We start from the raw sequence: 13362 nt of genomic DNA on the forward strand, positions 1-13362 counted from the left end.
AAGGTCGGACAGCATCAATTCGGTTTCGACCGTCTCCGCGTCTGAAATCGGATCAATCTTGTTATCGACATGCTGAATGTCGTCATCTTCAAAGCAGCGCAGCACATGGACGATGGCATCAACTTCACGGATGTTGCCCAAGAACTGATTGCCAAGGCCTTCGCCCTTTGACGCGCCGCGCACAAGGCCGGCGATGTCGACAAAGCCCAGCTGCGTTTCTATAATCTTTTGGCTGCCGCCGATTTTGGCGATGGTTTGCAAGCGCGGGTCAGGGACGGCGACATTGCCGATATTGGGTTCAATCGTGCAGAACGGATAGTTCGCCGCTTGCGCTGCTGCCGTTTCGGTCAGTGCATTGAACAGGGTGGACTTGCCCACATTGGGGAGTCCGACGATACCGCATTTAAAGCCCATATTATCCTCTTGGGAGATTGAATAGCGGCGTCCCTAGGCGACGGCGGGCAACGAGTCCATCCAGCGCTGCAATTCATCGGGGTTTCTCAGCCGGATTATCTTATTCTCATGGCCTTTCAACCGGGCCTCCGTGCGGATGCGGGGGCCACTGTTCCAGCGTATCAGGTAGAAAAGGAACGCGATGTCGAAACGTTCGGGGCATCCTTCGGTCATGTCGGGACGGCTGCGTCCGCGATAGGTCCAGATGCGTTTGAGCAAGCGGCGGACGCACAGGCTGATCGGGAAATCGAGGTAGATGACGGTGTCGGCGCGGTCGAGGCGGGGCCCAAGCGTTCCGCCATATGTGCCATCGATGAGCCAACGTTTCGTTGCGACAATGTCATGCAGCTTCGACGTGATTTCGTCCTTGCTGCTTTCGATCCAGCCGGGGTTCCAGTTGAGCTGGTCCATATGGAACACAGGCAATTTTAGGCGCGCACCAAGTGCGCCAGCCAGCGTCGATTTGCCTGCACCGCATGGGCCGATGACCAGCACGCGTTGCACGGGTTTAGTCCTGCTGCAAACGCATGGCGACATCGTTCATGAAGCGGACGTCATCGCCCTTGGCCAGCCAATCGGCTTCGGCCGATACCGCGCCCAACACATCCGCCAAATCGTCGATTTCGCTTTTGTGAAAATTGCCGAGCACATAGCCCGTCACGCGGTCTTTGTTGCCGGGATGGCCAATGCCGAGGCGGACACGGCGGAAATCGGCGCCAATATGGTCGGTCATCGAACGGATGCCATTATGGCCGGCCGCGCCGCCGCCAAATTTGACCTTCACCTTGAACGGCGCGAGGTCGAGCTCGTCATAGAAGACAGTGACGTCTTTGGATTCAAGCTTATAAAAATCCATCGCTGCGCGCACGCTGCGGCCACTTTCGTTCATGAACGTCGCGGGTTTGAGAAGAATGATTTTTTCGGATCCGAGCCGAAGTTCCTGCACCCAGCCCAAAAATTTCTTGGCGGGTAATGGCAGGTCGTGAATTTCGGCCAGCGTATCAATCGCCATGAAACCGATATTGTGGCGGTGCATCGCATAGGTGGCGCCTGGATTACCGAGACCTACCCATAATTGCATCGCGCTTGTCCCTTGGGGGAATATCCGGGGCGGGCAGAAACCCAGCCCCGGAGATAAATTTAAGCTTCGCCTTCGGCTTACGCGCCCTTTGCGGTGCGCAGGAAGTCAACATGTATCGGGCGATCGCTAACAGGATGAAATGCAACATCCTTTGGAACTGTAAGCTGTTTTTTGCCGCCAAGGTCGATCTCGACAACGCTTTCGGAAAAATGGCCAGTCATCAAAAGTTTGACGAGAGCCTTTTCCTCAACATGGATGAGTTCGGGTTCTTGCTTGTTGCCGTAAATTACGGCGGGCACTCGGTTTTGACGACGCAATTCGCGGGAGGCTCCCTTGCCGGCCGCATTGCGAGTCTCTGCCGACAGTGTCAGCTGATCGCTCATGTTAATTCTCCAAAAAAAGTTACCTTGCCGCCACGCCTCCAGGGATGACCATGCACGACAAGGGCGCGCCTATACGCAGGTTGCGCCGGAAAAGCAAGCTATGTGCGGAATCAGGTCAGTGCTTTGTAGAGGCTGAACATGCTGGTCGCGATCAGGACGATACTGACGGCGAACAACAACATGCGCGGCTGAATGCGTTTGGCAAACATCGCGCCGAACGGAGCAGCCAGCAACCCACCAATCAACAGGCCGCCGGTGACAACCGTAAATGCCTCTAATCCAATCGTCAGGATGAAGGTCATCGACACTGCAATTGTCAGGAAAAACTCCGCGGTATTGACGGTACCAATGGTTTTGCGGGGATCAGCGCCTTGGATTAGCAAGTTAGAGGTAACCACTGGGCCCCAGCCACCGCCGCCCGACGCATCCAGAAAGCCGCCCACAAGACCAAGCGGCATCGTCACCTTGGGATCGCGGGGCTTGTGCTGATGGGTGAAGTTCCATGCCTTATACAGCAGGTAAAAGCCGATAAGTGTCAAATACCCCATGACAAACGGGCGCGCTGCCTCTGTATGGATATTCGCCAAAAGATACGCGCCAGTGCAGCCGCCGATCACGCCGGGAATAGCAATGCGGGCAAACAGCTTCCAATCGACATTTTTATGCAACACATGGCTGATGCCCGATGCGCCCGTTGTGAACATTTCGACAAAATGCACGCCAGCAGATGCGCGGGCAGGGGCGACGCCCATGACGCTGACCAGCAATGTGCTGCAAATGACGCCAAACGCCATTCCAAGCGCGCCATCGACCAACTGCGCGGCAAAGCCGACCGCGACATAAGGCGCGACGGCAGACCAGTCGATACTGGCAATATAGTCAATCATCCAAGTCTCGCCTTTTGCGCTGGAACGGTGAATGCATAATCGGGAGTCACTTCTTTAGCCACCGCTTTGTATCTCACGAATTTGTTTGGAGCGCCCAAGAATGTGTTTAGCGCGGTGAGTGGATTATTCTGCCGCTTGTGCAAATGCTTCAGCATCGACATTGTCGCACAGATTGATTCCGTCCAGCAGGTCAGCGGTCGTGTCGCGCACCTGAAGCATGAGCGCGCGGGTGCGGCAATTTTCTTCCTCGACGCAGTTTTTGCATGTTTCATGCGCATAACGGCTGGCACAGGGCACCAGCGCCAAAGATCCGCGCATGATGCGGATGAGATCGCCATAGCTAATGTCGATGGGGGCAACGCCCAACCAATAGCCGCCGTCCTTGCCGCGTTGTGATGCGACGAGCCCCGAACGTGTCAGTTCGGATAAAATCACGGTCAGGAATTTGGGCGGGATCTTTTGCGCCTCGGCAATATCGGCGAGCTGCACAGGCCCTTTGCCGAAATGGTCCGCAAGATGCTGCATGGCGCGGATGGCGTAGCGGGTTTTCTGGGACAGCATGATTTGCTTGTGCGCCGGAAAGCCTCTTTTTTCAACCCAGCAAGTAGACAAAGTGGCGATAGTTTGAATTTCGTGCCGAAATTCTGGTCGATCTGCGTGCAAATGCAGTTGCATTGCAACAGGTGTCGGCATAGCGTGTGATGGTAAACAAGGCTCAGGGGTGAGCTAGAATAACAGGGGTGAAATATGAAATATTCAAAAACCGCGATTCTTTTGTTGGCAACGTGCCTTACCACGCCTGCCTTTGCGCAAGATGCATCGCCGCCAGCCGCGGCTGAAACCGCTGATGAAGGTGCAGCGATTATCGTGACGGGTTCGCGCATCAAGCAGGATCCCGCCAAGAGCGCGCTGCCGTTGCAGATTATCAGCACCGACGATCTGACGCGCGAAGGCATTAACAGCCCTGAACAGCTCATCTCTTACCTGTCGACCAACGGCAATGGTGCGGATAACCTGGCGTCCAATGCGGACGTAACATCGGGTGCGCAGCGCGGCACCAACGGCCTGTCGGCAGCCAACTTGCGTGGCCAGGGTTCGGCATCGACATTGGTGCTGCTCAATGGACGCCGCGTCGCAGCGCACGGCCTGACGGGTTCAGCGGTCGATGTGAACCAAATTCCGATGGCTGCGCTTGAGCGCGTTGAAGTGCTGAAAGACGGCGCGTCGGCTATTTACGGAACCGATGCAATTGGCGGTGTTATCAACTTCATCACCAAAACAAATTTCCAGGGCCTCGCGCTTAACGCCTTCACGGACATGGCCGAAGCAGGCGGCGGCGCGATTTATCGTCTGTCGGCGACGGGTGGTTATGGCGACCTGGACGAAGATGGCTTCAACATTTTGGCCACCGTCAGCAGAAGCGTCAATAAAGCGCTGAACGGTTCTGAGCGCAGCTTTGTAAACGGCAACCAGCCCAATCGCGGCCTTTCGGTTGATACGCGTGGAACGCCAATTGCGACAGCGTTCGCCACCGGTTCAAATGCGCTCTTTGCGCCGACCGGTTCGCTGTTAAGCGGGGTTACCTTGCTTGAGGCAGGGGCCACTGTTCCTGCGAATGGCGGTATCAACATCCTCGACCTTCCCGGCGGCGCAGGTTGCGCATCCATGGATGGGGGCATGGCATATGATGACCAATTGTGGGCCAATACCTCGGCACGTTTTGCCTGTGCGTGGGACACCGGCCGCGCCGCTGTTCTTCAGCAGCCATTGGAAACGCTGACTTATTATGGACGCGCAACCGTGAAACTTGGTGACAATCAAATTTACGCTGAAATCACGGGCTCAGACGCCGATTCATCGAAGCGTTTTTCGAACAACCAATATTCGGGCAACGCCACAACCTTGCCATTATATTATCCGCTGAACAGCACGACAGCAGCGACCTATAATGACGTGTATAACAGGCTGCGTGCCGTTTTCCCGCAAATCGCAGTCAATTATGGCAAGCCGATTTCGTATCGCTGGCGTTGTACGTCATGCGACGTGCGTGAATATGAAACCAACACAAAAACCTTGCGCGCCGCTTTGGGCGCTGAAGGTCCATTGTGGGATGGCTGGGATTATCGCGCTGGCGGTTCATACGCCCGCAGCCAATCAACGTCGGTATTGGGTACTGGCTACCATTATCGTGGAACCTTCGCCTCGGCCGCAGCAGCTGCTGCGTCGGGTGTGACGGGCGCCGTATCTGGCGGCATTGATTCACGCGCACCAACAGCGCCTGGCGCAACGCAGCCTGGCATTGTTGGCCTGCTGAACAGCGGTATCCTGAACCCGTTCTCGTTGACGCAATCTGATGCGGCACTTGCCGGACTGAAAGCCATTTCTGCCGAAGGCGTAACGCTGTACGGCGGTAAATATGAAGTGAAGCAACTCGATGGTTCGGTGTCCGGATCGCTGTTTGATTTGCCCGGTGGTACCGTTCAGGTCGCGCTTGGCGTGGATTATCGCCGCGAAACATATAGCTTCAACGGTTCGCCAGCTGCCGTCACCGGAACGCCTGACATTTTTAACGTGGCCTTTGACAATAACAATGCGCTGACTGCGAAAAACCGCACGGTTAAGGCGGCTTATGCCGAAGTGCTTGTGCCCGTTATTGAAGCGCTTGAGGTAACCGGTGCCGTCCGTCTTGACGATTATAGCGGCTTTGGTTCGACGGTTAATCCCAAGGTTTCGGCAAAGTTCCGGCCGCTTGATTGGCTGATGTTCCGTGGTTCCTTCAATACGGGCTTCCGCGTTCCTGCGTTCAACCAGATTTTTAACGGCGTCACGCAATCGCCAAACCCAGGCAATACTTTGGTGGACCCAACCACGTGCGCAACGGGTGCCGTCAGCACGCTTCCGGGCTGTTCAGCGATTACGCCAGAGACGCTTTCGGGCGGTAACCTGAACCTTGGGCCAGAAACATCGAAGCAGCACAGCATTGGCGTTGTTCTGCAACCATCGAGCCGTTTCAGTGCTTCGGTCGATTACTGGTCGATCGCCGTTGACGATACCATTGGTGCCCTGACGCTGCGTCAGTTGCTCGATAATATCAGCTACTTCCCTGATCGGGTGACCCGCACGAACAACATCATCACGCTCATCGACCTGCGCGCCGACAATATCGGTGCGCGCCGGACAGAGGGGCTTGAAGTTGCGTTGCGTGGCGGCATGGATGCGTTCGGCGGTGTGATTACCGGTGGTTTGGACGGAACCTATTTGCTGAAAAAGCGTGAGAAGTTTCTGCCGTCGGCACCGTTCGGATCAAGCCTGATTGGTCAGTTCACCTTTGCAGGCGATTTGGGTCTCAAGTGGAAGCACAGCGCCTTTGTTTCGTTCACAAAGGATGACTTCACCTTCAACTTCTCGCAAATCTATCGCGATGGGTACAAGAACCAAGCATTGCCCGGTATTGCCAATGGCACTGTCGTTCGTCCGGATTTCAACCCGATGGTGAAATCCTATGTGACGTACAACACGTCGGTGAGCGTCGATCTGCTCAAGCAATATCGTCTGACCGCTGGCGTGCGGAACGTGTTCGACACCGATCCTCCATTCGCGATCACCTATGACAGCAACACCGGTGCCGGCTCCAGCTGGGAACCACGCGTTGCTGACCCACGCGGACGGTCGTTCACATTGTCGATCGAAGCGAAGTTCTAAGCAAAGGAACGCCGGGTATGGATATGAATGCAACTCGGCGTCAGATTATGGCGGGGCTGGCGGCAATGCTGTCGGCCCCACCGCTTTTGGCGGCTTCTCCTGAAGCAAAAGGCGCGCGTAAGCCATCGCGTTTGCGCGTCGGCGATACCGTCGGCCTGATTGAACCGGCGTCCGCCAGTGACGAGCCGTTCCAAATTCAGTTGGTTGAAGAAGCCATCACCGCAATGGGGCTGAAGCCCAAACGGGCGCCGCATGTGTTGAACCGCTACGGCTATCTTGCCGGGCAGGACAAGGACCGCGCGGCGGACATCAACGCGATGTTTGCGGACAAGGACGTAAAGGCGATATTTGCGGTGCGCGGCGGATGGGGCAGCGCACGGCTTTTGCCCTATCTCGATTGGAACATCATTCGCGCCAATCCCAAGCTGCTGACGGGCTTTAGTGACATCACCGCTTTGCACATGGCGATTGCGGCAAAGGGCGGCTTTGTGACCTTACACGGGCCAAATGCGGGCAGCGCGTGGGGCAAGTCATCATGGGACATCTACCACGAAATCGCGTTTGATGCGGGCACGCCTTTATTTGTTAATCCAGAGGGCGACGAGGACCGGCTGACCCAGCGTCGTTGGCGCACCCGCGTTTTGGGCACGGGCACTGGCAAAGCGCAGGGGAAGCTGCTCGGCGGTAACCTCACCGTGCTGACCGCGCTTGCCGGAACGCCGTATTTGCCGGACTTTAATGGCGCGATCTTGTTCCTCGAAGATGTGGACGAGGCGGAATATCGCATCGACCGGATGCTCACCCAATTGGGGCAAGCCGGCGTGCTGAAAAACCTGAAAGGCGTTGTGTTTGGTCAATGCACTGACTGCGTCAATAAGGGCACCAGTTACGGTTCGTTTACGTTGAATGATGTCCTTACCCAACATCTGGGCGGCTTGGGCATTCCTGCGTATCAGGGGGCGTGGTTCGGGCATATTACCGACCAATTCACCTTGCCCGTTGGCGGCATGGCGGAAATTGACGCCGATGCCGGTACGCTGCGCTTGCTGGAGCCTGTCGTCGTTTAATTCAAAATTTGGGATACGACCAAAGCAAACGCATTGTTCGCCATGTGCAGGATGATGTTCGTGCGCAGCGATCCTGTGCGGTGGTAGAGATAGCCAAAAGCGATGCTCAGCGACATCAATCCGGGGATGGCATAAAGCTGCAGATGCACGACCGCGAACAGGAATGATGACAGCAGGATCGCCGCCCAAAAGGGCACATATTTCGCAACCGCATTTTGCAGCATGCCCCGGAACAGCAATTCTTCAACAATGGGCGCCGCAATCGCGATGGCGAAAAATATCGCGGCAATGTTCACGGGCGTTCGCGGTATGGAGGCGAGAATTTTGGCCATTTCCTCCTGCATTCCGACACCCGGAATGACATAAGTCGCGTAAATATAATTGAACGCCATGGCGGCCATAATCACAACGACCGCAAGCGCCGTTGCCTGACGCAGGGGGACTTTGCCGAAACTATTCAGCCCCAATATCGCCATCCGCCCTTGCTTGCGCAGATACAGCCACATCAGGAACAATTGGATAATCGCGGCGGCAACAAGGCCGAAGATAATCACAACGGGCATTGCGCTGCTCGTTCCCGTCGCGGCCATGATGAGGCCCGTACACACCCCCTGCAGCACAAAATACAGCAGGATAAACCCGGCGGTGGGCCAAAGACCCGGATAGTTCGGGCTTTCCAGTGACCCGGCATAAGCGCCATTAGTGTGCTGCGTGTTGTCCATTGCGATCCCGCTAAAAGTGGAGGGCCCGACCATATATTGTCAGGCCCTCTCCCTCGTGACACATCAAAACTTAATAGGCCACCCGTGTTGCGCTGAGGCCATAAGCAGGAAGCAGATTTTGAACGCTCGTTGGGCCAGCCAAATGCCCTGCGCCCACCGCCATGAATGTCACGCCGGGCTTTGCCATGCGCGCCGAAATCCATTTCGTCCAATTGGCATTTCGCTTCGTCAGCAGGGCGTCATACAAGGTGCGGCTGGTCAGGCCCTCGTTCATGAGCTGGCCAAGGCTTTCGGTTTCGGCCGATGCCCACATGGCGACCATCTTGTCGGTGGTGCTAGCCACCTCATCAATCAGCTTTGCGGTTTCGACTAAGAAAGTGATTTGCTCCGCCTCCGGCAGGGTATCAAACAAGCCAAGCTGAAACTCCATGGTTTCAAGTCCAGCGATGGGTTTGTTGCTAACCTTCGCCGCTGCCGTTAGCTGTTTTTCAACACCGCTATTGGGATCAAAGCCGGATTTTTGCATTGCTACAACGGACAAAGTGATCCCCGCTGCCCATGGCTCAAGAGGGTCGAAAGCAGGTGCTGGAATACCAAGCTTGCCCATGGCCGCCTCATACACCGCGCGGTCCGCATCGTTCATTTTGGAACGCAGGGTCTTGCCCTGTTGATCCATCGCCAGCTTGCCAAACAGGGCTTGGACTTCGGCGGCGGGTGGCTCGACCAGTTCCAATACCAATTGGTCCGAACTGTCAAAAGCCGTCTTTACGCCGTCGTCAAACCAGCCAAGGCCTGGTTTCAAAAGATGGACTGAACCGAACAGATAGACCGTGGTGTCTTCGTCCTTCACCACCCACAAAGCGGGATCGACATCCTTGACGGTAACGGCAGGGGCCTCGGTTGGTGTGGTCTGCGCTGCGGCAGGTATTGCCCAGGCCAGCGCACATGTTGCGGTCGCGGCAAGCACGGACTTTAAGCGTAAACGCATAGATATTCTCCTTTAAGCCGCGGGTAGCAAAAAACCGTAAGTAAATGGTTTCGGTGTCAGCGATATTTTTTCCAGAACCAGACCGCCGCCCATATTAACGCAAAGAGCATGAATATCGCCACGCCATCGGGCTCCGGTACAAAACCGCCGCGCCACAGCATCCACCAAGTCGGCGCGCCAATCAGCAATGCGTATGCGGCGTAATAGCCGCCGTCACGATAAGCGCTTGCTTCCTGTTCATCGATTGCGCGCTTGTGCCAGAACCAGGCGATGATCGGCATAATCACTGTCCAGAAAAAGATCAGCATCAGGGCGATGACTGGCGGCATTGGGCTGTCTGCGAGTAGCAGCGGAGGCCCGGTGTCCGAATTTCCAACGCTTGTGTCGTAAAACGCAGGGAGTAGACCGATTGCACCACCGATCAGCACAAAACCGTAGATCATGTTGCGATTCAGCGTTTCGCGGCGCGTGAGCCCCTCATTACTGGCCTTCATCTTGCTGACGTTCCTCCAGATGGCGAACGCAAGGCCTATGATGATGGTGGCCAAGGCGCACAATGTCAGTATTCCAGCGGCCCCGATTGCGCCACCGCCTTGCGCCTCATGCGCGGCGAGATAACCGGCAACGGCTCCTGCAGTCATCACGAGGCCAAGGCCTGAAACGATAACCCACATGAAGCGGCGGCCGGCTGAACCGGCGATTTCATCACGATCGATCATGTTAGTCTCCTTCAAATTCGTCATCAAAAATCTCCTCGATCGGCAATGCAAACAGCCGTGAAATCTTGAACGCCAGCGGCAGCGACGGGTCATATTTTCCCGTCTCGATGGCATTGACCGCTTGGCGCGACACATCGAGATGCTCGCCCAAATCGGCTTGGCTCCAGCTCCGCATCGCGCGAAGAACTTTCAGCTGATTTTTCATGTCAGGTTATGATGTCTTTGTGTCATGGAAACCTTACTATTGCGATTCGCGCAATATGTCAACAACACCTTACATAATGCTATGCGTGACTGACAAAACGAGGCGCGCGCTTTTCAGAACCTTGATTTAGCCGCCTATCTCCGCCAAGGGCTGGCCATGTCCGACATCGCACCACTTAGTTTTCAGGACCTGATCCTCACCCTCCATGATTATTGGGGCAAGCAAGGCTGCGCGATATTGCAGCCTTATGATATGGAAATGGGTGCCGGTACCTTCCACACCGCGACCACTTTGCGCGCGCTTGGCCCTGATCCGTGGAATGCCGCATTCGTGCAGCCGTCGCGCCGCCCAACCGATGGGCGCTATGGCGAAAACCCGAACCGGCTCGGCGCCTATTACCAGTATCAGGTGATATTGAAACCAAGCCCGCCGGACCTTCAGGAACTGTATCTGGGCTCGCTCAAGGCCATTGGCATTGATCCGTTGTTGCACGACATCCGCTTTGTCGAAGACGACTGGGAAAGCCCGACGCTGGGTGCATGGGGCCTTGGTTGGGAAGTCTGGTGTGACGGCATGGAAGTCACGCAGTTCACTTATTTCCAGCAAATGGGCGGGTTTGATTGCAAGCCGGTCTCGGGCGAGTTGACCTATGGTCTGGAACGTCTGGCGATGTATATCCAGAACAAGGACAGCATTTTCGACCTCGCGTATAACAATGCCACCGCTGATCGCCCGGCGATTACCTATGGCGACGTCTTCCGCGAAAACGAGCGGCAGATGAGCACCTATCATTTTGAGGTTGCAGACACTGATATGCTGTTCGATGCCTTTAAAAAGGCGACTGCGGAGTGCGAAAACTGCCTTGATCGCAGCCTACCCATTCCCGCCTATGAACAGGCGATCAAGGCCAGCCACATCTTCAACATACTTCAGGCGCGCGGCGTGATTTCCGTGCAAGAACGCGCCAGCTATATGGGCCGCGTCCGCGACCTCGCCAAAGGCAGCTGCCAGGCATGGATGGAAAAGAACGGATGGACGGCATGATGGCGTCCACGCAACACCCTCCCCACAGCCGTCACCCTGAACTTGTTTCAGGGTCTTACTACTGCAACGTCGGAGAAATTAAGATGCTGAAACACGTTCAGCATGACGGTGATTTAGCATGACCGATTTTCTGCTGGAACTTCGCTCTGAAGAAATCCCTGCGCGGATGCAGGTGAAGGCCAAGGAAGACTTGGCGCGCTTGTTTAACGACGCGCTGGCCAAGGCCGGGCTTGCTGCGGCTTCGGTTGAAACCTTTGCTACGCCGCGCCGCTTGGCGTTGATTGCGACGGGTCTGCCGCTGGCGACAGACGCTGTGTCCGAAGAAACCAAAGGACCAAAAGTCGGCGCGCCGCCGCAGGCGATGGAGGGTTTCCTCCGTAAAGCCGGCCTTACGCAAGACCAGCTGATCGAACGCGATGGCGTGTATTTCGCGGTCGTGGAAAAGGCAGGGCGTCAGACCGCTGATGTTCTGGCCGAGGCGATTCCAACGATTATCCGTGCGTTCCCATGGCCAAAGTCACAACGCTGGGGCGCGGGGTCGGCTTCGACGGAAAGTTTGCGTTGGGTCCGCCCATTGCAAGGCATCGTCGCGATACTGGGCGATGATGTCGTGCCATGCGAAATCGAAGGCATCATCAGCGGCACGACGACGATGGGACATCGGTTCCACCACAGCGGCCCTGTCAATATTGGCAATGCAGGCGATTATGCACAAAAGCTGCGCGACGCCCATGTCCTCGTCCATTTCTCCGAACGCTGTGCGCTCATTCGCGACGGCGCAAAGGCGGCGGCGGCGGCCGCAGGGCTGACATTGGTTGAGGATGAAGGCCTGGTCGTCGAAAATGCCGGGCTGACCGAATGGCCCGTGCCCATGCTTGGCCGTTTCGACCCCGCGTTTTTGGAAGTGCCGCAAGAAGTCATTCAGCTGACCGCGCGCGTAAACCAGAAGTATTTTGTCTGTCACGACAGCAATGGCAAGCTTGCCAACGCCTTCGTCTGCACCGCGAATATCGCTGCACATGACGGCGGCGCAGCGATTGTTGCGGGCAATGAAAAGGTGCTCGCCGCGCGCCTGTCCGATGCGAAATTCTTCTGGGAACAGGACCTGAAGGTCGCGTTGGACGATCAGGCGACGAAGCTGGCGCAGATCACGTTCCACGAAAAATTGGGCAGCGTGGCCGACAAGGTCGAACGCGTTGCCAAGCTGGCGCGCTGGTTGGTCGAAGAAGGCATTGTTAAATCCTCCCCGGAACGGGGCGGTGGCGCTCGCGTAGCGAGTGACGGAGGGGGGGCTTCGCCTTCCACCTCACTTGATACCGACAACCCCCTCCACCATCCTTCGGATGGTCCCCCTCCCCGTGCCGGGGAGGAGTTAGCGGACCAAGCCGAACGCGCGGCGCGGCTGTGCAAGGCTGACCTCGTCACCGGCATGGTTGGTGAATTCCCCGAATTGCAGGGCCTCATGGGCGGCTATTACGCCCGCGCACAAGGCGAAGCCGATGCTGTCGCCGACGCGGTCCGCGACCATTACAAGCCCGTCGGGCAGGGCGACGAAGTGCCCACCGCGCCGGTCACGGTGGCGGTCAGCTTGGCAGATAAGCTGGATACCCTAGGCGGGTTTTGGGCAGCCGAAGAGAAGCCCACTGGATCGAAAGATCCTTTCGCACTTCGACGCGCGGTAATTGCTGCCCAGAGTTTGATTTTGACCAATGGCCTGCGCCTTGGATTGATGCCCTTGCTCGACAAGGCTTGCGAAGCTGGTTTCGGGGCAGTTCAAGAAACTAGATTGTCGACCCAAAAAGCAAAAATCGGCTCCGCGACTGCACCGGGAGTGCAAGTTTCGATTGAAATGGCCGTCGGGCTCTCCGGTGCGACTGGTTTTGGTGCCTATGATAGAAATTTCATATTGGTAGCACACGATCTTTTGGCCTTCTTCGCCGACCGCCTCAAAGTCCAACAGCGCGAAGCGGGTGTACGGCACGATTTGATTGATGCGGTGTTTAGCCTTGGCGGTGAGGATGATCTTGTCCGGCTGCTCGCGCGGGTGAACGCATTGCAGGTATATATTATTACCGCCGAAGGCGCGAATTTGTTGGCCGCTTACAAGCGCG

General features: G+C 56.4%; 13 protein-coding genes and 1 pseudogene. 4 read left to right on the plus strand and 10 right to left on the minus strand.

Translation table 11 applies throughout. The features are described from left to right. The 6 genes and pseudogenes from ACIQ0G_RS06405 to ACIQ0G_RS06430 all read right to left on the minus strand — a co-directional run. A partial coding sequence (locus ACIQ0G_RS06405) for a GTPase (RefSeq protein WP_397577188.1) occupies positions 1-414 on the minus strand: 414 nt, incomplete at its 3' end. 33 nt (positions 415-447) lie between these two features. After that, positions 448-957, minus strand: coding sequence for a topology modulation protein (locus ACIQ0G_RS06410; protein WP_397577189.1), 510 nt, complete (start codon positions 955-957; stop codon positions 448-450). Positions 958-961: 4 nt separating this feature from the next. Continuing rightward, positions 962-1534, minus strand: a complete 573-nt coding sequence (gene pth, locus ACIQ0G_RS06415) for an aminoacyl-tRNA hydrolase (RefSeq protein WP_397577190.1) — start codon at positions 1532-1534, stop codon at positions 962-964. A gap of 80 nt (positions 1535-1614) precedes the next feature. Then, positions 1615-1917: pseudogene (gene rplY, locus ACIQ0G_RS06420) on the minus strand (50S ribosomal protein L25); the annotation flags it as partial. A 110-nt stretch (positions 1918-2027) separates the two neighbouring features. After that, positions 2028-2804, minus strand: a complete 777-nt coding sequence (locus ACIQ0G_RS06425; RefSeq protein WP_397577191.1) for a sulfite exporter TauE/SafE family protein — start codon at positions 2802-2804, stop codon at positions 2028-2030. 123 nt (positions 2805-2927) lie between these two features. After that, a complete protein-coding gene (locus tag ACIQ0G_RS06430; RefSeq protein WP_397577192.1) occupies positions 2928-3365 on the minus strand; it encodes an RrF2 family transcriptional regulator in 438 nt (145 codons plus the stop codon). A 186-nt stretch (positions 3366-3551) separates the two neighbouring features. Here ACIQ0G_RS06430 and ACIQ0G_RS06435 point away from each other — a divergent pair, with 186 nt between their 5' ends. Beyond that, on the plus strand, positions 3552-6506 hold the full coding sequence (locus tag ACIQ0G_RS06435; protein WP_397577193.1) for a TonB-dependent receptor domain-containing protein: 2955 nt from the start codon (positions 3552-3554) through the stop codon (positions 6504-6506). 17 nt (positions 6507-6523) lie between these two features. Then, entirely contained in the window at positions 6524-7573 is a 1050-nt protein-coding gene (locus ACIQ0G_RS06440; protein WP_397577194.1) for an LD-carboxypeptidase, read from the plus strand. Here the strand turns inward: ACIQ0G_RS06440 and ACIQ0G_RS06445 are convergent. The 4 genes from ACIQ0G_RS06445 to ACIQ0G_RS06460 form a co-directional block, all read right to left on the minus strand. Beyond that, positions 7570-8295, minus strand: a complete 726-nt coding sequence (locus ACIQ0G_RS06445) for a lysostaphin resistance A-like protein (protein ID WP_397577195.1) — start codon at positions 8293-8295, stop codon at positions 7570-7572. The two genes, ACIQ0G_RS06440 and ACIQ0G_RS06445, sit on opposite strands and share 4 nt — an antisense overlap. Positions 8296-8365: 70 nt before the next feature. Further along, positions 8366-9283, minus strand: a complete 918-nt coding sequence (locus tag ACIQ0G_RS06450; protein WP_397577196.1) for a TraB/GumN family protein — start codon at positions 9281-9283, stop codon at positions 8366-8368. Positions 9284-9339: 56 nt separating this feature from the next. After that, the gene (locus ACIQ0G_RS06455; RefSeq protein ID WP_397577197.1) at positions 9340-10002 is read right to left on the minus strand and encodes a hypothetical protein; all 663 of its coding nucleotides are present in this window, start codon (positions 10000-10002) and stop codon (positions 9340-9342) included. 1 nt (position 10003) lies between these two features. Continuing rightward, positions 10004-10207 carry a helix-turn-helix transcriptional regulator gene (locus ACIQ0G_RS06460; protein WP_324478050.1) on the minus strand — a complete coding sequence of 68 codons (204 nt, stop codon included), beginning with the start codon at positions 10205-10207 and terminating at the stop codon, positions 10004-10006. Positions 10208-10363: 156 nt separating this feature from the next. On the opposite strand from ACIQ0G_RS06460, the gene ACIQ0G_RS06465 reads away from it, so the two are divergent. Together ACIQ0G_RS06465 and glyS are read left to right on the plus strand one after the other, a co-directional pair. Next, positions 10364-11251, plus strand: a complete 888-nt coding sequence (locus ACIQ0G_RS06465) for a glycine--tRNA ligase subunit alpha (protein WP_333568724.1) — start codon at positions 10364-10366, stop codon at positions 11249-11251. Positions 11252-11369: 118 nt separating this feature from the next. Further along, a partial coding sequence (gene glyS, locus ACIQ0G_RS06470; protein WP_397577198.1) for a glycine--tRNA ligase subunit beta occupies positions 11370-13362 on the plus strand: 1993 nt, incomplete at its 3' end.

It is taken from the genome of Sphingorhabdus sp. (assembly GCF_044354325.1).
Classification (GTDB): domain Bacteria; phylum Pseudomonadota; class Alphaproteobacteria; order Sphingomonadales; family Sphingomonadaceae; genus Sphingorhabdus_B.

Excerpts from the sequence above, each read along its gene's own strand:
- ACIQ0G_RS06465 (WP_333568724.1), top strand. The coding sequence starts at position 10,364 with ATGTCCGACATCGCACCACTTAGTTTTCAGGACCTGATCCTCACCCTC.
- ACIQ0G_RS06440 (WP_397577194.1), top strand. The coding sequence starts at position 6,524 with ATGGATATGAATGCAACTCGGCGTCAGATTATGGCGGGGCTGGCGGCA.
- ACIQ0G_RS06460 (WP_324478050.1), bottom strand. The coding sequence starts at position 10,207 with ATGAAAAATCAGCTGAAAGTTCTTCGCGCGATGCGGAGCTGGAGCCAA.
- ACIQ0G_RS06450 (WP_397577196.1), bottom strand. The coding sequence starts at position 9,283 with ATGCGTTTACGCTTAAAGTCCGTGCTTGCCGCGACCGCAACATGTGCG.
- ACIQ0G_RS06425 (WP_397577191.1), bottom strand. The coding sequence starts at position 2,804 with ATGATTGACTATATTGCCAGTATCGACTGGTCTGCCGTCGCGCCTTAT.
- ACIQ0G_RS06445 (WP_397577195.1), bottom strand. The coding sequence starts at position 8,295 with ATGGACAACACGCAGCACACTAATGGCGCTTATGCCGGGTCACTGGAA.
- ACIQ0G_RS06455 (WP_397577197.1), bottom strand. The coding sequence starts at position 10,002 with ATGATCGATCGTGATGAAATCGCCGGTTCAGCCGGCCGCCGCTTCATG.
- ACIQ0G_RS06430 (WP_397577192.1), bottom strand. The coding sequence starts at position 3,365 with ATGCTGTCCCAGAAAACCCGCTACGCCATCCGCGCCATGCAGCATCTT.
- ACIQ0G_RS06435 (WP_397577193.1), top strand. The coding sequence starts at position 3,552 with ATGAAATATTCAAAAACCGCGATTCTTTTGTTGGCAACGTGCCTTACC.
- pth (WP_397577190.1), bottom strand. The coding sequence starts at position 1,534 with ATGCAATTATGGGTAGGTCTCGGTAATCCAGGCGCCACCTATGCGATG.